Below are 18,544 nucleotides of genomic sequence, written 5' to 3' on the forward strand. Positions count from 1 at the left end.
CGCAACGGCCATCGTAAAGGAGGACCCCATCCGGCCGGGAGGTCCACCGCCGCGAAGCACACCGCTCCCCGGTGCACACCCTTCCCTACGAGAACGCGCGAGACCAGGAGAAAGTGCCGGGAGGGGGGCGAGGAGCGGGTGGGCCGGGCGGGAGGGCGGGGCGGGGACGGACCGGTGGGCGGCTGGAGGGCGGGCCGCCGTACGGGGCGGAGGACGGACCGGGAGGGCGGGCCGCCGTACGGGGCGGAGGACGGACCGGGAGCGTTCCGGAAAAACCACTCGCCCCGCCCCTCCCGGCTCCGCACACTCCCCCCATGGAACCCGTCACGCTGACCACCGAGCGTCTCCTCCTCCGTCCCTTCGCCCCCGCCGACGCCCAGGCGGTCCACACCGCCTGCCAGGATCCGGCCATACCGCGCTGGACATCCGTACCGTCCCGGTTCGACATGGCACAGGCGCACGACTACATAGCCCGCAGCCAGCAGGAGTGGCGCACGGACGCCCAGTACCGCTTCGCCGTGACCACCAAGGCGGACGGCACACTGACCGGGGCCGTGAGCCTGTTCGGCATGGCGCCGCGGTCCATCGAGCGGCAGGCCGAGATCGGCTACTGGACGACGAGGGAACAGCGCGGCAGGGGCTGGACCGCCGAGGCCGTACGCGAGGTCGCGCGCTGGGCCCTGACGGAACTCGGCATCGAGCGCCTGGAGTGGATCGCGGAGGTCGGCAACGACGCGTCACGCGGCGTGGCGCTCAAGGCCGGCTTTCGGATGGAGGGCACCCTGCGTGCCAAGATCTCGCACCAGGGCGCCCGGCGGGACGCCTGGATCGGCTCGCTGCTCCCCGGCGACCTGGGACTGCCCTCCGAGACGCCCCATCTCCCGTTCCCGGGCTGACGAGTTCGGACGGAGCCGGCCCGCCGGACACCGTCACCGGCGTTGTCAGTGGTCACTCCTACCCTGTGACGCATGACAGCTGCGAAGTCCGCGAGGCCCGTGAAGCCGAAGCCCGTGACCACCCTGTCCGCCGACGACGCCCGGCGCATGGCGCTGCGGGCCCAGGGCTTCCTCGGCGCGCCGGACCGCCGCGCGGGCGTCCGGGGCGTCCTGCGGCGCCTGGGCGCGGTGCAGCTCGACACCATCTCGGTGCTGGCCCGCTCCCACGAGCTGATCCCGTACGCCCGGCTCGGTGCCGTCGGCCGCCCCGCCGTCGAGTCCGCCTACTGGTCGGGCGGGCACAGCTTCGAGTACTGGTCGCACGCCGCCTGCATCCTGCCCGTCGAGGAGTGGCCGCACTTCGCCTTCCGGCGCCGCGCGATGCGCGCGAAGGGACACCGCTGGCACCGGATGGAGGACCGCGAGGGCTCCTGCGCCGCCGTACTGGACCGGCTGAAGGCCGACGGCCCGCTGACCACCTCCGACCTGGGCGGCGGCCGCAAGGGCGGCGAGTGGTGGGACTGGTCCGAGACGAAGATCGCGGTGGAGTGGCTGCTGGACACCGGCGAGGTGGTGTGCACGGAGCGCCGCGCCTGGAAGCGGGTGTACGACCTCGCCGAGCGCGCCGTCCCCGGCCACCTGCTGCACGACGACCTGTCCGACGCGGAGTGCGTGCGGCGCCTGGTCGCCCAGGCCGGCGCCGCGATGGGCGTGGCCACCCGCGCGGACCTCGCCGACTACCACCGCCTCAAGAACGAGCAGGTGGACGCCGTCATCGAGGCGTCGGGGCTGGTCCCGGTCGAGGTGGCGGGCTGGGGCAAGCCGGCCTGGGCGGACCCCGCCGCCCTCGCCGAAGCACCGCGCGGCCGGCATCGTACGACCCTGCTCTCGCCCTTCGACTCCCTCGTCTGGGACCGCCCGCGCACGGCCCGGATCTTCGACTTCACCCACCGCCTGGAGGCATACGTCCCGCGCCCCAAGCGGATACACGGCTATTTCGCGATGCCGCTGCTGGCCGGCGGCCGGCTCGCCGGGCGGGTGGACCCGGCCCGCGAGGGCAGCACGCTCGTCGCCCGCCAGGTGTCGATGCGCGACGCCAAGGCCGTACGGCCGATGGCCCAGGCGCTGACCGAGGCCGCGCGGTGGGTCGGCTGCGACTCCGTCCGCATCGAACGCTGCGACGATGCCGCACTGCGGGCGGCGCTGGTCGCGGAGGTGGGGGCGGCAGCGGGGGCGTAGCGGGAGCGGGGCGTAGCGGGAGCGGGGCGTACCGGGAGCGGGCCGTGGAGCCGTGGCGGGGCGCGGGCCGTGGACCCGTGGCGGGGGCGCGGGCTGCGGCGGAGTGGCGGGCCGCTGCGGAAGGCTGGCCGCGGGGCCCGTCTCGGGGGCCGCTCACCGACCCGCTGAGCGGCCCGTCACGAGCCCCTCAGCGGATCTCCAGAATCTTCTCCCGCATCGCGTACACGACCGCCTCCATCCGGGAGTGCAGCTGCAGCTTCTCCAGGATGTTGCGGACGTGGTTCTTGACGGTGTTCTCGGAGATGAACAGTTCCTTGGCGATGTCGCGGTTGTTCATACCGGTCGCGACCAGCTTGAGGACCTCCAGCTCACGGTCGGTGAGCCGGGGCGCCGGCACCAGGCGGCGCTCGTCGGTGCGCTGGATCATCGACTTGAACTCGGTCAGCAGCTTGGACGCCATGGACGGGCTGATCTGGGACTGGCCGTCCGCCACCGCGCGGATCGCCGTCGCCACCTCGTCCGTGGAGATCTCCTTGAGGAGGTAGCCGGTGGCCCCGGCCTTGATCGCGTCGTAGAGGTCCGCCTCCTCGTCGCTGATCGTCAGCATGATGATCTTCGCACTGGGGGCCACCTCCTTGATGGAGGTGCACGCCTCGATGCCGCCGCGCCGGGGCATCCGTACGTCCATCAGCACGATGTCGGGCAGCAGGTCGGCGGCCTTGTCCACCGCCTCGGCGCCGTCCCCGGCCTCACCGACGACCTCGATGTCCTCCTCGTGGGCGAGCACGATCTCCAAGCCCCGGCGGAAGAGCGCGTGGTCGTCGACGACCAGGACCCTGATCGGCTCCTTGCGCGACACGCCCGCGTCCGTGCCGGAACCGTCACCGACGCCGCCCCCGCCGTCGTCCGCTCCGCCGTGCACGGGCCCGAAGCTGTCCCCCATCGTTCCTCCCGGTCAACTACTCGGCCGGTGACGGCCAGAGTTTGGATGTAAGGCTGGTTGACCACAGCCCGTTGCGGCCAGCCCGAACAACGCCATACAACCGTCTCCCGCGCATGTCGTCATCTCGTGCTCACAGGCTCACTGACTGGCACAAACACTATACGGCCTCAACTCCTGCCCCCCGCAGGCGCAATGGTGCCCCCGGGCGTACGCCGGGGGCACCACTTCAGCAGCCGTCAGCCGCCGAGCGCCCCGCCGGCGCCACCGGGCTCCTCTCCCCCGAACGAGTCAGGGTTCAGATGGATGACGCCGTAGTCGTAGGCGTGCCGCCGGTAGACGACACTCGGCTGCTTGGTCTCGGCGTCGACGAAGAGATAGAAGTCGTGTCCGACCAACTCCATCTCGTAGAGCGCCTGGTTGAGCGTCATCGGTGCCGCGGAGTGGGTCTTCTCGCGGACGATCAGCGGGCCTTCGCCCTGGACCTCCAGCGAACCCATCTTCGTCGTCGGCACCTGCTCCTGCGGCGCGCCGTCCACGGCCAGGTGGCCGGCCTCGTCGAGCTTCGCCGCGTCCGGGACGCTGTCCGCGACGTCGCTCGCCGGGATGCGCCCGCTGCCGCGCCGTGAGTGGCGCTTGTCGTGCTGCTTGCGCAGCCGCGCTTCCAGCTTGGCCGTGGCCAGGTCGAGCGCGGCGTAGGGGTCGGCGGCGGCCGCCTCGGCCCGTACCACCGGGCCTCGGGAGCGGAGGGTGATCTCCACTCGGTCGGAACGGTCGGCCTGCCGGGGGTTGGGCTCCTTGGACACCTCGACGTCCAGGCTGATCACCTTGCCGTCGAGCTTCTGGACCTTGTCCAGCTTCAGCTTCTCGGCCACGTGCTTGCGGAACCGCTCGGGCACCTCGGTCTTGCGGCCCTTGACGACGATGTCCACGCAGAACTCCGTTCCCGGATCACCCCGCTGCTACGCGCGGGGCGATTCCTTCTTGCACCAGGCTCCGGTGAGTGCCGAAGCCTCGGACTTGGCGACTTTCACCTCCTCCTCCCCCGTCGGCAGGGTCCCCACTCCCGTCCATTTCAGGATCCCTGCAAAGACCCATAAACGCACCTATCCCGGCATCCGAGTCAAAGCATCAGCCAAGTCCTCACAACCGAACATAGCTCTCTCGGACGGGTGACGGCACCCCCTGGCTGGCACTAGCTCCGTTTGGGTGCTTTTTCGCCCTTGTTACCTGCAACGATGAATTTTCGCGGTCAGTTCCAGTTGATTTCGAAAGCACTCCGCGGCGCCGCCACCACACCCGCTCCCACCACCCTCCCCCGGCCGCCCGCACAGCCCGCGCCGCCTCCGCCAGCGAAGCCCCGGTGGTGATCAGATCGTCCACCAGTACCACCGGGGCCGCCGCCAGCAGCCGTACGGCTCCGGGGACGACTGTCAGGGCTCCGGAGACGTTGGCCAGGCGCCGGCGGGCACTCAGGCCCGCCTGATCAACAACCGTACGCCGCTGCCGCAGCGCGGAGAGGACCCGAACGGGCACCCCCTCCCGCCGAAGGTCCCGAGCCGCCGCCCACGCGATCCGCCGCACCGGATCATGCCCCCGCCCAGCCACCGCCCGCCGGGCCGAGGGCACGGGGATGAGGAGGAGGGGGTGGTGGGGTGGGTGGGAGCGGGGCGGGTGGGAGCGGGGTCGGTGTGGGCATGGACGTAGTGAGCGCTGTGGGCGAGGCGAGGGTGGTGGACGGTGGCTGTTGGCACGGTGTGCGACGCGGAGTGGGTGACGGGACTCAGAAACCCACCATCAGCCTCAGAAACACCACTGATCCCATAGACACCACTGGCCCCAGAGCTGTCCCTAGCCCCCAGACTGCCCCTAGCCCCCTGCTCACCACCAGAACGCAACCCTCCACTGCCCCCAGAGACACCACCAGGCCCAAGCTCACCACCGTAAGAACTCAACGGCCCACCCCACGCCCACAGCCCCCGCACAGCCCCCGCAAGCGCCTGCCCCAACGGACCGGCCAGCCGCAACGCACCCCGCTCCTTGTGCGCGAGCAGCACCGCCCGCACCTCATCGGCGTACGGCGCAGCAGCACACGTCGGCGGAAGACCGGGCGGGACAGGACGCGGACGCACCCTCCGGGGCCCCCGGGGGCCTCCCCCGCCCCCGCCCCCACTCCCCCTCGCCCCCCGGATCAGCGCCCTGTGGCACTCCTCGCACAGTTCCGTACGAGGGAGGCCACATCCGGCACAGTCCACCGGTAGTACCAGACCGGTGATTTCCCGCCATACGCCCCGCATGGATCTACTGTCCCGCGGGGTGGGGGTGGGGCACCACCCCTGTGGACAACCCGGGTGACGGGTTGAATCCACAAGGCAGTGCCGATCCCAGCCGTGCCGATCCCAGCCCCGGTCAGGACCTGCCGCCACCAGCACGGTCACGCCGACAGCAACCACAGCTCAGCCCCACGTCCGCACCCGTACCCGCAGCACCGGCACCCACGGGCCGCCACCGCCACCGCCAAGACCCAACCCACCTGCCACCCGGACCCCACCACCCCAGACACCAGCAGCAACACCAAGGGCATCAGCAGCCCCAAAAGCAACACCAACGCAACCGGCCACGCCCCGGCACCGCCCGCACACCCACCCCCGGCTCTACCCCGGATAAACCGGCGCCTTCCCCTCCTTCGCCACGGTCTTCCAGTTCGCGTCCTGCGGCAGCCGCACTATCCCCTCGGCCCCGTCCGCGATCAGCGGCCGCGTCTCGTCCTCCGAAGCCGTCACCGCCTTGACCCCGTTGACACCGGGCAACGTCTGCGCGCTCGACGCCGAGCCGTCCGTCTCCATGTACTGCATCTGCTGCACCCCGCCGGACTGCCTGCCGACCACCACGAGCCGGCTGCCGCCCGCCCACGACGCCGCCACCACGTCCTCCAACTGGGGCGCGATGGGACGCAGTTCCTCCACCGACAGCACCGGGTGCCGCTCCGTGCCGCCGCGTTCGACGCGGCCGAGCTGGAGCGTCGTACGCCCCTTGTCCTCGACCAGCACCGCGATCCGGATGCCGTCTGACGCCACCTTGATCGACTTGATCAGCCGGTCACCGAGACCGGGCACCGTCACCACGTCCGGCGCTCCCTCGCCCTGACGCAGGCGCAGCAGCCGCGACCCCTTGTCACTGCGGTCCGCTATCCACAGGTCGCCCAGCCCGTCCCAACTGGGTGCCGAGAAACCGTTCTTGGCCGTACTGTGCAGCACCGCCGGGCCGCGTTCGGTGCCGTACTCCAGCGGCGCCACATAGAGTGACCGGCCGTCGGCCGAGACGCCCGCCGCGGTGTCCTCGTCACGCGCGATCGCGATCGAGCTCAGCGGAGTCTTCCCGGACCCGAACGGTCCGGGCACCGGCCGCGGCTCCGTGGTCGTGTCCGGCATGCTGACCACCTTCTGGTCAGCGTCGATGAAGTACTCCTGGGCGGGCCGCCCGACATGCTTGCGTGGCGTGAACTCGCCGTTGGCGCGGTCCTGCGACAGGACACACAGCCGGTTGCCGCCCTCGTCCTGGAGCTCCACCTCGCTGATCTTCGACGCCCGGGTGATGTCCTGGACGGTGAAGAACAGCTGGGCCGCCATCCGCCGGCACTGTCCCGGCCCGGCGGCGGCCGCCCGCTTGCTCAGCTTCACCCGCAGCGCGTTGGAGTCGTCGAGGGACAGGCCACTGCTCTTGAGCGCGGTGCCCGTCGGGAACGCGGAGGCGGTCACCTGATTCAGCCAGTTCGTGGGCCCCTCCAGCAGCGCGGCCACGCTCGCGGTGACCGGATCTATTCGCTGCCGCAGGTAGACGGGATCGGCGACCAGCACATTGTGGCCCGCCCTGGACAACTGCGCCTCCGACTTGTAGTCGGCGAAGTAGTACTTGTTGACGGAACGGTAGATCCGCTGGAAATCGGACTGCCCGAGCACCAGACCGTTGGGCAGCCGGTCGATGCGCCACTGCCCGTCCTCCTTGGTCAGGTGGATGGTCTGCTGGTACGCCTGCTCCTCCGGCGTGTAGGCGTGGTTGCGGTCGACGGTGGCCACCTGGCTGCCGGACAGCGTGATCGTGTAACCGTTCGGGTCCTCGCGGTTGGCCTGCCCCACGGGTTCGGCCTTCGGCCGCTGCTGGAGCACCTTCGTCGCCGAGAACGGCTGCCACGTCTTCTTCGTCGAACTGGCCAGGTACTGCACGGCCGTACTGAAGTCCACCTCGTCGCTCGTCGTCGCGTCGAGGAAGCCACTGACGATCTCCGTGGGCTGCGCCCCGTCCTGCGGGGGCACGCCGTAGACCCGTACCTGAGCATCGGCCTCCGCACGCGGCGACTGGTCGACCGCCTGCATGTCCCCGCTGTCCGGCATCGTCGCGCATCCGGCCAGCAGCAACGCGCCGCAGCCGAGCACGGCGCCCGTACGGACGGCCCCGCCGGGCCGCTTCGGACGCACCCGCACACCACCACCGGCGCGCACCCCGGCACCGCTCCGGGCCCCAGTGCCAGCACCCGCCTCAACCCGCGTCCTCGCGCCCGGTTCAGTGCCCACGAACCTCGTCCTCACGCTCAGCGCCCTCTCCGCCCCCACCCTTCCGTCCCGGACCGTCCCCGTTCCCCTCACCTGACGCTTCTGACGCGCCTGACACGCCCGACGCGCCATCGTGCCCGTGCTCCGCCCCACCGCGTACGCCGTTTCCGTGCACGCCCCCGCCGGCCTCCCCGTTCCGGTGCACACCGTCCGCCGCCGCTCCGGTGCCGCCCGCACGCACGCCCGTATGAGCATCCGTACGGGCATCCATCCGCGCCCCAGCAGCCCCAGCAGCCCCAGCAGCCTCCTCCGACTCCGCCGACCGCTGCGCAGGCGTCCGTACCGAAGTACGGGCCGAGCCGTGCGGCTCAAGAGGCCATGGTTCCGCCAGCCGCTGCTGCGCCGGAATGGCGGCCGCCTTCCGCACCGCTGCCGCACCGCGCGGCAGCCCCGCACCGGCTGTCTCCCGGTTACGCCGGGAATCCTCCGGTTCGAGCGGTATCGGCGAACCGCGCAGCGCCTCCCCCGCCGTACGCGGCAGCGTCAGCCGGAACTGCGATCCGCCGCCCGGCTCGCCCCACGCCTGCAACCAGCCGCCGTGCAGCCGCGCGTCCTCGACCGCGATCGACAGGCCCAGGCCCGTACCGCCGGTCGTACGGGCCCGAGCCGGGTCCGCGCGCCAGAAGCGGTTGAACACCCGGGCCGCGTCGCCCGGCTTCAGCCCCACGCCGTAGTCGCGTACCGCGACGGCGACCGCGCCGCCGTTCCTGCCGCCGGCCGCGGCCAGCCGCACCACGACGTCCCGGCCTTCGCCGTGCTCCACCGCGTTGACGACGAGGTTGCGCAGCACCCGCTCCACCCGGCGGGTGTCCGCCTCCGCGATCACCGGCTGTTCGGCGCCGCGCACCAGGATCCGGCTGCCCTTGCGCTCCGCCAGCGGCTCGGCACCCTCGATGACCCGGTGCACCACGTCCCGCAGGTCGATCGGCTCGGCCTCCAGGGCGGCCGCGCCCGCGTCGAAGCGGCTGATCTCCAGCAGCTCGGCGAGCAGCGACTCGAAGCGGTCGAGCTGTCCGCGCAGCAGCTCGGCGGAGCGCGCCGTCACCGGATCGAAGTCCTCGCGCGCGTCGTGGATGACGTCGGCGGCCATCCGTACGGTGGTCAGCGGGGTGCGCAGCTCGTGCGAGACGTCCGAGACGAACCGCCGCTGCATCCGGGACAGTTCCTCCAGCTGCTGGATCTTGACCTGGAGGTTCTGCGCCATCTTGTTGAAGGACTCGCCGAGGCGGGCGATGTCGTCCTCGCCGGTGACCTTCATCCGCTCCTGGAGGAGCCCGGCGGCCAGCCGTTCGGAGATGCCCGCCGCCATCCGGACGGGCGTGACGACCTGCCGCACCACGAGCCAGGCGATCGCGCCGAGCAGGACGACCACGAACACACCGGCCGTGGCCAGGGTCCCCTTCACCAGGCTCAGCGACTTCTCCTCCTGGCTGAACGGGAAGAGGTAGTAGAGCTGGTACGGGTTGCTGTTGACGTCGTTGAGCCGCTTGCCGATGATGATCGCCGGCTCGCCCTCCTCCGACCCGACACGCTTGATCTGCGTGGACTGGCGGAAGGTACCGGTCTTGGTGTCCAGCATCTGGCGCATCTCGGCGGGCACGCTGCGCTCGGGGTCGACGTCCCCGGAGGCACGCGGGCCGCGGGTGTCCGGGCTGCTGTCCCCGAACGGCTCCTCGACGGCCGAGCCGGAGCTGAGCGCCACCACCGAGAAGACGCCCTGCCCGCCACTGGCGAGCTGTTCGACCAGGCTGGTCAGCCAGGTCGCGGAGTCCTGCCCGCCACGGCTGCCGGAGCGTACGGGGTCGTCGCCGCGGCTGTCGGTGGTGCCGTCGGCCAGCTTCTGCGCCACGGCGAACCCGCCGGCCGCCTGGCTCTGGGCCGCCTGCCGCTTGGCCTCCAGCAATCCGTTGCGGACCTGCCCGATGACCACGACGCCGAGCAGCAGCACCACGCCCAACGACATCAGCAGGGTCGTGGCGACCACGCGGAGCTGGATGTTCCGGCGCCACAGGCGCAGCGCGGGCAGCAGCGGACGGCGTATCCAGCGGCCGAAGAGCCGCAGCATCGGGTGGACGGAACCGGCCGTGGCCCCGTCGGGCAGCAGGCGCGCGGGCATGCCCCGCAGCCGCTCTCCCGGCCGCTCGCCCCGCCCCGGACGGGCAGCGGACCGCGCCGTCCCGTCGCCGGACCGCCCACCGGCCCTCGCACCGCGGCCAGGGCCGCGATCGTCACGACCGTCGACATCACGACCGTCGACATCACGCCTGGTGGCGGCCTGACGGGCACCGGCACGGCTGTCACCGGCATGGCTGATGACGTCACGGCTGGCGACGTCGCGGCCGTCAGCACGTACGGCCTCCCCGTCCGTCCGTCGGCTCGGCCGACCGGTCATCCGGCCGGGCAGCCACCCAAACAAACGCCGCAAAAGGGGCATATCGCCTGCCGGGCGGACGGTCCGCCCCCGCTCGTCCTCCGGGGCCGAACCGTCCCGCGACATCTCAGCTGGGCCCGGCCTTGTAGCCGACGCCGCGCACGGTCACCACGATCTCCGGGCGCTCCGGGTCCTTCTCGACCTTGGAGCGCAGCCGCTGCACGTGCACGTTGACCAGCCGGGTGTCCGCGGCGTGCCGGTAGCCCCAGACCTGCTCCAGCAGCACCTCCCGCGTGAACACCTGCCACGGCTTACGGGCCAGCGCCACCAGCAGGTCGAACTCCAGCGGCGTCAGCGCTATCGACTGGCCGCTGCGCTTGACCGAGTGCCCGGCCACGTCGATGACCAGGTCACCGATGGCCAGCTGCTCGGGCGCCGGCTCCTCCGAGCGGCGCAGCCGTGCCCGGATGCGGGCCACCAGCTCCTTGGGCTTGAACGGCTTGACGATGTAGTCGTCCGCCCCCGACTCCAGGCCGACCACCACGTCGACCGTGTCACTCTTCGCGGTCAGCATGACGATCGGTACACCGGACTCGGCACGGATGAGCCGGCACACCTCTATGCCGTCCCTCCCGGGCAGCATGAGGTCGAGCAGCACGAGGTCCGGCTTGGTCTCCCGGAAGGCGGCGAGCGCCTTGTCCCCGTCCGAGACGAACGACGGTTCAAAGCCTTCGCCGCGCAGCACGATGCCGAGCATCTCTGCCAGTGCGGTGTCGTCGTCGACGACCAGGACGCGTCCCTTCATTCGGCCATCATCCCATTACCTGATCGTGACTTACCCCATCGTGATGTGGAACACAGCTCCGCGAGGCCGCCCGGAGTGACCGGTGAGACCACTCCGTTCTCGGTGACTATGGCCGTCACCAGCTCGGCCGGCGTCACGTCGAAGGCGGGGTTGTAGGCCAGCGCGCCCAGCGGAGCCACCGGCACCCCGGTGCCGGCCTCCGTCCCGGCGCCGGGCAAGAAGGGGACCGCGATTTCCGTCACCTCGTGCCCGGGCCGCTGCTCCACCTCTATGAGCGCGCCCTCCGCCGTGTCCAGGTCCACCGTGCTGGTCGGCGCCACCACCAGGAACGGCACGTGGTGGTACCGGGCCAGCACGGCCAGCGGGTAGCTGCCCACCTTGTTGGCGACCGAACCGTCCGCCGTTATCCGGTCGGCACCGATCAGTACGGCGTCCACCTCGCCCGCCGCGAAGAGCGACCCGGCCGCCCCGTCCGCGAGCACCGTGTACGGCATGCCCGTACGCGCCGCCTCGTACGCGGTCAGCCGCGCGCCCTGCAGCAGCGGCCGCGTCTCGTCGACCCACAGCCGCCGCAGCTCACCGGCCCGGTGGGCTGCCAGCGCCACCGCCAGGGCGGTGCCCTCGCCCCCGGAGACCAGCGCCCCGGTGTTGCAGTGGGTGAGTATGCGGTGGCCGCCGCCGGGGACCAGTTCGTCCAGCAGCGCCAGCCCGTGCGCGGCCATCCGGGAGCTGGCTTCGGCGTCCTCCGCATGGACGGCGCGGGCCTCGGCCAGCGCCGCGGCGGCGGCCCCTTCACGGTCCGCTCCGCCCTCGACCGCGCCGCGGTAGGCGCCGGCCGCCCTCCGGACGCCGTATTCGAGGTTGACCGCCGTCGGGCGCGCGTGCGCCAGGGTGTCGGCGGCGTCGGCCACGTCGAACCCCCGCGAGGCGGCCAGGGCGACTCCGTACGCCCCGGCGATGCCCAGCAGCGGAGCGCCGCGCACCGCCAGCGTTCGAATCGCCTGCACCAGAGCCGGTACGTCCGTGCACACCAGCTCGACTTCTTCGGACGGCAGCCGTGTCTGATCGAGGAGAACCAGTACGGGCCCCTCGGGTAGCTCCTCCCAACGCAGTGACGGAACCACGGGAGCGTCGGCGCCCGCCTCGGACTTCTCGTAGCGATCGGCCATCCGCCCAGTCTGCCGCCGACACCGGCCGGAGCAGAAGGGCTCCCCCGTGCAAGGTCGCTCCCCGGACAAGGGCCCGGGGACGCGGGGCCCCACGCCATGACACGATGACAGGCACTGCGGACGCCGCACACCGGCCGTTCGAACGGGCGGGAAGCATGAAGGAGCGACGATGAACAACTCTCCGGGCTGGGCCTCGCCCGGATCCTCCCCTCCGACGAACCGGACCGCGCCGCGCAGGGCCGGCCCGGCGCCGCGGAACCCACCGGCTCGGACGCTCCCGCCGACGCTACCGGTACTGCCGGTGCGCCGGGCCCCACCGAACCTGCGGTCCCGTCCGACGCCGCACCGGCCGGCGGTTCCTCGGTCCCTCCGCAGTGGTCCAAGGAGCAGCCTCCCGCCGGTCAGTGGTCCGCGCCCACCGGCGGCTCCGGCCGCGGCGGGCAGGCCGGGCCTCCCGGCCCGCAGGGCGGCCACGGCGGCTGGGGCGGACAGCAGCCCGGCCGGGGCGGTCAGCCCGGGTGGGGAGGACAGCCGGGTTGGGGCGCCGCCTGGGCCCCGCCCCCCGCGGCCAAGCCGGGCGTGATCCCGCTCCGTCCGCTCGGCGTCGGCGAGATCCTCGACGGCGCGGTGTCCACCATGCGCGCCCACTGGCGCACCGTCCTGGGGATCTCCCTGGTCGTCGCGGTCATCACGCAGACCGCGAACACGCTCGTCAACGGGTTCTTGTTCCGCAATGCCCAGGACCTGTCCGCGCTGGAGAACAATCCCGACGCCACCCTCAGCGAAGCGCTGGACGCCGTCGGATCCACTCTCGCGGGCGGCGCCATCACCTCGGTGATCGGGCTGCTGAGCACGATCGTCGTCACCGCGATGCTCACCATCGTCGTCAGCCGGGCCGTGCTGGGACGCTCGGTGACGGCCGGCGAGGCCTGGCGGGACGCCCGCGGCCGGCTGCCGCGGCTGCTCGGTCTGCTGCTCCTGCTGCCCCTCATGGTCTCGGCCGTCATCCTCGTGGGCATGGTGCCCGGCATCGTCGTCTCGGCCGTGGGCCAGCCCGCGGCCGGTCTGCCGCTCCTCGTGCTCGGCGGTGTGGGCGCCGTCGTCGTGAGCATCTGGCTGTGGGTCCGCTTCAGCCTCGCCGCCCCGGCGCTGATGCTGGAGAAGCAGGGTGTCATCGCCTCGATGCGGCGCTCCGCCAAGCTGGTGCGCGGCGCGTGGTGGCGGATCCTGGGCATCCAGCTCCTCACGCATCTGCTGATCGCCGTCGTGCAGATGATCGTGCAGGTGCCGGCCACCATCGTCGCCGTCCTCCTCGGCGGTGAGAGCTTCACTGCCTGGACCGAGGGCAACGGCGACACCGGCTGGACGTTCCTGATCGTGCTGGCCGTCGGCACCGTGATCACGTCCGCGGTCACCTACCCCGTCAGCGCGGGCGTCACCTCGCTCCTCTACATGGACCAGCGGATCCGCCGCGAGGCCCTCGACCTCGAACTCGCCCGCGCCGCCGGCCTCCCCGGTTACGGCACGGACGCGCCCGGCCAGCAGGCACCCGGCCAGCCCGGCCCCGGACCGGACAGCGCCGGCCAGGGCACGGCCGGCAGCACTCCGGGAAGCTGATGCGGTGACGGGGGCGGGGAGGATTGCCGTGCTCGCGCAGCTGATGCCGGGCTCCGGAGACGACGGACCGGTACGCATTCCGCGGGTGCCGGCCCGTGAGGCGGCCGAACGCGAACTCGCCGATCCGCGGTACCACCAGAACGATCCGAACCTGCTCCAGCGCGCTCTGGACTGGTTCTGGGACCGCATCGGTGACCTGTTCGAAGCCGCCGCCGGGGCCACTCCGGGCGGCTGGACCGGCCTCCTCGCCGTCGTCCTCGTCATACTGCTGCTCGCCGTCGCCCTCCGGCTCCGGCTGGGCGCCCTGCGCCGCACCCCCACCTCGGGGGGCGGCGCGCTCTTCGGGGACCGCCCCCGTACGGCCGCGGAACACCGTGCCGCCGCAGAACGGCACGCGGCCGGCAGCCGGTGGACCGAAGCCGTCCAGGAACGGATGCGGGCCATCGTCCTCGCCCTGGAGGAACGTACTCTGCTCATCCCCGGCCCCGGCCGTACCGCCGACGAGGCCGCGTCGGAGGCGGGCCGGGTCCTGCCCGCCCACTCCGAGCGCCTGCACGCCGCCGCCCGTACCTTCGACGACGTCACGTACGGCGGCCGCCCGGGCACCGCACAGGAGTACGCCGCTCTGAGCACCCTGGACACCGACCTGCGGCACAGCAAACCGCAGCTGGCCGCCGCTCCCCACGGGAGCGGCACATGAACGCCCCCACGCCCGAAACCAGCTCGTCCGAAACCACTGCGCCCGGAACCACCTCGCTCGCGCCGACCACGCGCCGTCTGTGGACCCGCTCGCGCGGGCTGCTCGCCGGTCTCCTCGTCCTCCTCCTGGGCGGCGCCGGCCTCGCGCTGCTGCGGTCCGGGGATCAGCACGGACGTCTCGATCCCCGGTCGGTGGACCGCTACGGCAGCGGCGCCGTCGCCGCACTCCTCAACGACCACGGCGTCGACACCCGCGTCGTGACCACCACCGAGGAAGCAGCCGCCGCAGCCGGTCCGGACACCACGGTCCTGGTCACCGACCCGAACCTGCTGACCCGCCGCCAGCTGAACACCCTCCACCAGGCCACCGGCCGCAAGGCAGGACGCACCGTCCTGCTCACGCCGGGCCCCGCCGCCCTGGACGTCTTCGCGCCGGGGACCGAGGCCGGGAGGCCCACCGACGTGAAGCCGCTGTCCCCGGGCTGTGCCCTGCCCGCCGCCCGGGCCGCGGGAGACGCCAAACTCGGCGGGCTGCGCTACTCGACATCCGTCCGCACCGCCGACCGCTGCTACCCCAGCGACGGCGCCGCCACCCTGCTGCGCCTGCCCTCCACGACCGGCGGCGACACCGTCCTCCTCGGCGCCCCGGACATCCTCCACAACCGCCGGCTCGCCGAACACGGCAACGCCTCGCTCGCTCTGCAACTGCTCGGTTCGCACCGTCATCTGGTCTGGTACCTCCCTCCGTCAGCGACCCTTCGTCCACGCAGGACGGCCGGCGCGGCTTCTTCGACCTCATCCCCTCCGGCTGGCGCTGGGCACTGCTCCAGCTCCTCGTCGCCGCCGCCCTCGCGGGCTTCTGGCGGGCCCGGCGGCTCGGCCCCCTCGTCCCCGAGCGGCTGCCGGTCACCGTCCCCGCCGCCGAGACGACCGAGGGCCACGCCCGCCTGTACGAGCGGGCCGGCGCCCGCGACCGTGCCGCCGACGTCCTACGGGCCGCCACCCGCGCCCGGCTCGCACCGCTCACCGGCGTGTCTCCCACACACGCCCACACCCCCGACATCCTTCTCCCCGCGGTCTCCGCGCGCCTGCCGTCGGACGCGACGACCGGCGCCACCCTGCACTCCCTGTTGTTCGGGCCCGCGCCCGCCGACGACACGGCCCTGGTCACCTTGGCCGACCAGCTCGACCACCTGGAACGTTCGATCCTGTCCCCAGAGAGGCACGACCCCCGTGAGCACCCCGACAGCTGACAGCGCCCGAGCCTCCCTGGAGGCCGTCCGCACCGAGATCGCCAAGGCCGTCGTAGGCCAGGACCCGGCCGTCACCGGCTTGGTCGTCGCGCTGCTCTGCCGCGGGCACGTCCTGCTCGAAGGCGTCCCCGGTGTCGCCAAGACCCTGCTCGTCCGCGCGCTCTCGGCGACCCTGGAACTCGACACCAAGCGCGTTCAGTTCACCCCCGATCTCATGCCGAGCGACGTCACCGGCTCGCTCGTCTACGACTCACGCAGCTCGGAGTTCTCCTTCCAGCCCGGCCCGGTCTTCACCAATCTGCTGCTCGCCGACGAGATCAACCGCACCCCTCCCAAGACCCAGGCATCCCTGCTGGAGGCCATGGAGGAGCGTCAGGTCACCGTCGACGGAACGCCCCGCCCTCTTCCCGAGCCCTTCCTGGTCGCCGCCACGCAGAACCCCGTCGAGTACGAAGGCACCTATCCGCTGCCCGAGGCCCAACTCGACCGGTTCCTGCTGAAGCTGACGGTCCCGCTGCCCGCCCGTCAGGACGAGGTCGACATCCTCACCCGGCATGCCCAGGGCTTCAGCCCACGCGACCTCGACGCGGCCGGCCTGCGTCCCGCCGCAGGCCCCGCCGATCTCGAAGCGGCCCGGGAGGCCGTGGCCAAGGTTGCCGTGTCCCCCGAGGTCACCGGTTACATCGTCGATATCTGCCGTGCCACGCGCGAATCCCCCTCGCTCTCCCTCGGCGTCTCACCCCGAGGCGCCACCGCCCTGCTCTCCACCTCCCGGGCCTGGGCCTGGCTCACCGGCCGCGACTACGTCACCCCTGACGACGTGAAAGCCCTGGCCCTGCCCACGCTCCGGCACCGCGTCCAACTCCGCCCGGAAGCCGAGATGGAAGGAGTCACCGCCGACTCCGTCATCAACTCCGTCCTCGCCCACCTTCCCGTCCCCCGCTGAGACCGAGCCGTGGCCCTGACCGGACGCACCGCCCTCATCTCCGCCGTCGGAGCTCTCTTCGTCGGCCTCCTCCTGCCGAGCTGGACCGGCATCCTCACCGTCCAACTCGCCTTGCTGCTAGCAATTTTGTGCGACCTGGCCCTTGCCGCGCCAGTGCGGAAGCTCCAGTTCACCCGAACCGGTGAAACATCCGTTCGACTCGGCCAGGAAGCTCGTACGCACCTCGCCGTCACCAACCCGGACCGGCGACCACTCCGCGCGCAGCTCCGCGACGCCTGGCCGCCCAGCTCGTTCGCCCCCGGCACCGAAGTCCCGGCTTCCCGCCACCGCCTGCGCATCCCCGCAGCCGAGCGCCGCCGCGTCACGACGACACTCCACCCCACCCGGCGCGGCGACCACCACGCCGTACGCGTCACGGTCCGTTCCTACGGCCCCCTCGGCCTCGCGGCCCGCCAGGGCAGTCACCACGTCCCCTGGACCGTGCGCGCCCTGCCGCCCTTCACCAGCCGCAAGCACCTGCCCGGAAAGCTGGCCCGGCTCCGCGAACTCGACGGCCGCACCAGCATCCTCACCCGCGGCGAAGGCACCGAGTTCGACAGTCTCCGCGACTACACCCCCGGCGACGACACCCGCTCCATCGACTGGCGCGCCACCGCGCGCCGCCAGTCCGTCGCGGTACGCACCTGGCGCCCGGAGCGCGACCGGCGCATCCTCCTGGCCCTGGAGACCGGCCGCACCTCCGCCGGCCGCGTCGGCGACACCCCGCGCCTGGACGCCGCCATGGACGCGGCACTGCTGCTTGCCGCCCTGGCATCCCGCGCCGGCGACCGCGTCGACCTCCTCGCCTACGACCGCCGGGTACGGGCCTCCGTCCAGGGCCGCGCGGCGGGAGACCTCCTGCCCGCCCTGACCGACGCCCTCGCGCCCCTCGAACCCGAACTCGTCGAGGCGGACGCCCACGGCCTGGCCGCCGCCCTCCACCGCAGCACGCCGCGCCGCGCCCTGATCGTCCTGTTCACCGGCCTGGACACGGCCCCGGTCGAGGAAGGCCTGCTGCCCGTCCTCCCCGGCCTCACCCAGCGCAACGAGATCATCGTCGCCGCGGTGGCGGATCCCCGTATCGAGGACATGGCCGCCGCCCGCCACACCCCACAAGCCGTGTACGCCGCAGCCGCCGCCGAACAGACGCGCGCGGCCCGTCGCCGCAGCGCTGACCGCCTGCGCCGCCACGGCATCACGGTCATCGACTCCACTCCGGCCCGCCTCGCCCCCGACCTCGCGGACGCGTACCTCTCCCTCAAGGCTTCCGGCCGACTGTAGGAGGCGGAGGCCTCGGGGGCTTCGGAGCTTCGGCTCCTGGCCGAAGCCCGTACCGGCCGTATGAGCTGTATACGCGGCATGCACGGCGCATATCCCGGAAGGAAGCCGGCAGGCCCGGCGGTCCGGAGTCGGCAGCCGCTGGACGCATGTTGCTCGCGGTACGGAGCGACGGATATACGTGGGTACGAATACGCGGTCCAGGGCAGCGCGGCCGCAGCACGGTCGTCTGCGCCATACGCCGCTTGGGGCCCGCACACCAACCGCTGCCAGAAGCTTCTAGGGCGAGACGAGGCAGCCGCCACGGCCATAGCTCATACAACGCACAATGCCCCGCACCGAGTGGTGCGGGGCATTGGAAGCTACAGCGGGCAGGCACTCCGTAGGCAGGAACGCAGGGAACGCAAAAAAGCTCCGGTCCCTGAACCATAAGGTTCAGGGACCGGAGCTGAAAAATTGTTCGGCGGCGTCCTACTCTCCCACAGGGTCCCCCCTGCAGTACCATCGGCGCTGAAAGGCTTAGCTTCCGGGTTCGAAATGTAACCGGGCGTTTCCCTAACGCTATGACCACCGAAACACTATAAAGTTGAACTCCAGCCGGCAAGGCGAGTTCGTTACTTCAGAACTAACACAGTGGACGCGA

12 protein-coding genes, 1 rRNA gene and 3 pseudogenes are annotated in these 18,544 nt (G+C 72.1%); 7 read left to right on the top strand and 9 right to left on the bottom strand.

Features of this window, described 5'->3' with window-relative positions; translation table 11 throughout:
• Positions 1-314: 314 nt before the first annotated feature.
• Entirely contained in the window at positions 315-896 is a 582-nt protein-coding gene (locus ACEXOX_RS19785; RefSeq protein ID WP_406522211.1) for a GNAT family N-acetyltransferase, read from the top strand.
• 72 nt (positions 897-968) lie between these two features.
• Positions 969-2,174 carry a winged helix-turn-helix domain-containing protein gene (locus ACEXOX_RS19790; protein ID WP_406522213.1) on the top strand — a complete coding sequence of 402 codons (1,206 nt, stop codon included), beginning with the start codon at positions 969-971 and terminating at the stop codon, positions 2,172-2,174.
• 187 nt (positions 2,175-2,361) lie between these two features.
• Here the strand turns inward: ACEXOX_RS19790 and ACEXOX_RS19795 are convergent, their stop codons facing one another.
• The 8 genes and pseudogenes from ACEXOX_RS19795 to mtnA all read right to left on the bottom strand — a co-directional run bounded on the left by ACEXOX_RS19795 (position 2,362) and on the right by mtnA (position 12,069).
• The gene (locus tag ACEXOX_RS19795; protein WP_030017897.1) at positions 2,362-3,117 is read right to left on the bottom strand and encodes a response regulator transcription factor; all 756 of its coding nucleotides are present in this window, start codon (positions 3,115-3,117) and stop codon (positions 2,362-2,364) included.
• 236 nt (positions 3,118-3,353) lie between these two features.
• Entirely contained in the window at positions 3,354-4,046 is a 693-nt protein-coding gene (gene hpf, locus ACEXOX_RS19800) for a ribosome hibernation-promoting factor, HPF/YfiA family (protein WP_406522215.1), read from the bottom strand.
• A gap of 211 nt (positions 4,047-4,257) precedes the next feature.
• Positions 4,258-4,761, bottom strand: a pseudogene (locus ACEXOX_RS19805) (ComF family protein); the annotation flags it as partial.
• A 242-nt stretch (positions 4,762-5,003) separates the two neighbouring features.
• A pseudogene (locus tag ACEXOX_RS19810) lies at positions 5,004-5,411 on the bottom strand (hypothetical protein); the annotation flags it as partial.
• Between the two features lie 357 nt (positions 5,412-5,768).
• Positions 5,769-7,589, bottom strand: a complete 1,821-nt coding sequence (locus ACEXOX_RS19815; protein ID WP_406522217.1) for an LpqB family beta-propeller domain-containing protein — start codon at positions 7,587-7,589, stop codon at positions 5,769-5,771.
• A gap of 85 nt (positions 7,590-7,674) precedes the next feature.
• Positions 7,675-9,840 (bottom strand): MtrAB system histidine kinase MtrB, encoded by a 2,166-nt coding sequence (mtrB, locus tag ACEXOX_RS19820; protein ID WP_406522219.1) that lies wholly within the window; start codon positions 9,838-9,840, stop codon positions 7,675-7,677.
• A 382-nt stretch (positions 9,841-10,222) separates the two neighbouring features.
• Positions 10,223-10,900: a two-component system response regulator MtrA gene (gene mtrA / locus ACEXOX_RS19825; protein ID WP_030017937.1), complete on the bottom strand. Its 678-nt coding sequence runs from the start codon at positions 10,898-10,900 to the stop codon at positions 10,223-10,225.
• Positions 10,897-12,069, bottom strand: a complete 1,173-nt coding sequence (gene mtnA / locus ACEXOX_RS19830; protein WP_406522222.1) for an S-methyl-5-thioribose-1-phosphate isomerase — start codon at positions 12,067-12,069, stop codon at positions 10,897-10,899. The genes mtrA and mtnA overlap by 4 nt, the downstream gene beginning before the upstream one ends.
• Positions 12,070-12,648: 579 nt before the next feature.
• Here mtnA and ACEXOX_RS19835 point away from each other — a divergent pair.
• The 5 genes and pseudogenes from ACEXOX_RS19835 (at position 12,649) to ACEXOX_RS19855 (ending at position 17,904) form a co-directional block, all read left to right on the top strand.
• Entirely contained in the window at positions 12,649-13,686 is a 1,038-nt protein-coding gene (locus ACEXOX_RS19835) for a hypothetical protein (protein ID WP_406522224.1), read from the top strand.
• 28 nt (positions 13,687-13,714) lie between these two features.
• Positions 13,715-14,386: a DUF4129 domain-containing protein gene (locus ACEXOX_RS19840; protein ID WP_406522226.1), complete on the top strand. Its 672-nt coding sequence runs from the start codon at positions 13,715-13,717 to the stop codon at positions 14,384-14,386.
• Positions 14,383-15,036 (top strand): annotated as a pseudogene (locus ACEXOX_RS19845) (DUF4350 domain-containing protein); the annotation flags it as partial. The gene ACEXOX_RS19840 and the pseudogene ACEXOX_RS19845, both read left to right, overlap by 4 nt.
• A gap of 582 nt (positions 15,037-15,618) precedes the next feature.
• Entirely contained in the window at positions 15,619-16,584 is a 966-nt protein-coding gene (locus ACEXOX_RS19850; RefSeq protein ID WP_406526401.1) for an AAA family ATPase, read from the top strand.
• A gap of 9 nt (positions 16,585-16,593) precedes the next feature.
• Positions 16,594-17,904 (top strand): DUF58 domain-containing protein, encoded by a 1,311-nt coding sequence (locus tag ACEXOX_RS19855; RefSeq protein ID WP_406522228.1) that lies wholly within the window; start codon positions 16,594-16,596, stop codon positions 17,902-17,904.
• A 455-nt stretch (positions 17,905-18,359) separates the two neighbouring features.
• Here the strand turns inward: ACEXOX_RS19855 and rrf are convergent.
• Positions 18,360-18,476: ribosomal RNA gene (rrf, locus tag ACEXOX_RS19860) — 5S ribosomal RNA — on the bottom strand.
• Positions 18,477-18,544: the final 68 nt, after the last annotated feature.

Origin of the sequence: Streptomyces sp. Ac-502, assembly GCF_045222935.1 — a bacterium.
Classification (GTDB): domain Bacteria; phylum Actinomycetota; class Actinomycetes; order Streptomycetales; family Streptomycetaceae; genus Streptomyces; species Streptomyces monomycini.

Bases quoted from the DNA above. Each gene is read 5' to 3' on its own strand.
- ACEXOX_RS19785 (WP_406522211.1), top strand. From the start codon at position 315: ATGGAACCCGTCACGCTGACCACCGAGCGTCTCCTCCTCCGTCCCTTC.
- ACEXOX_RS19790 (WP_406522213.1), top strand. From the start codon at position 969: ATGACAGCTGCGAAGTCCGCGAGGCCCGTGAAGCCGAAGCCCGTGACC.
- ACEXOX_RS19795 (WP_030017897.1), bottom strand. From the start codon at position 3,117: ATGGGGGACAGCTTCGGGCCCGTGCACGGCGGAGCGGACGACGGCGGG.
- mtrB (WP_406522219.1), bottom strand. From the start codon at position 9,840: ATGCCCGCGCGCCTGCTGCCCGACGGGGCCACGGCCGGTTCCGTCCAC.
- mtrA (WP_030017937.1), bottom strand. From the start codon at position 10,900: ATGAAGGGACGCGTCCTGGTCGTCGACGACGACACCGCACTGGCAGAG.
- mtnA (WP_406522222.1), bottom strand. From the start codon at position 12,069: ATGGCCGATCGCTACGAGAAGTCCGAGGCGGGCGCCGACGCTCCCGTG.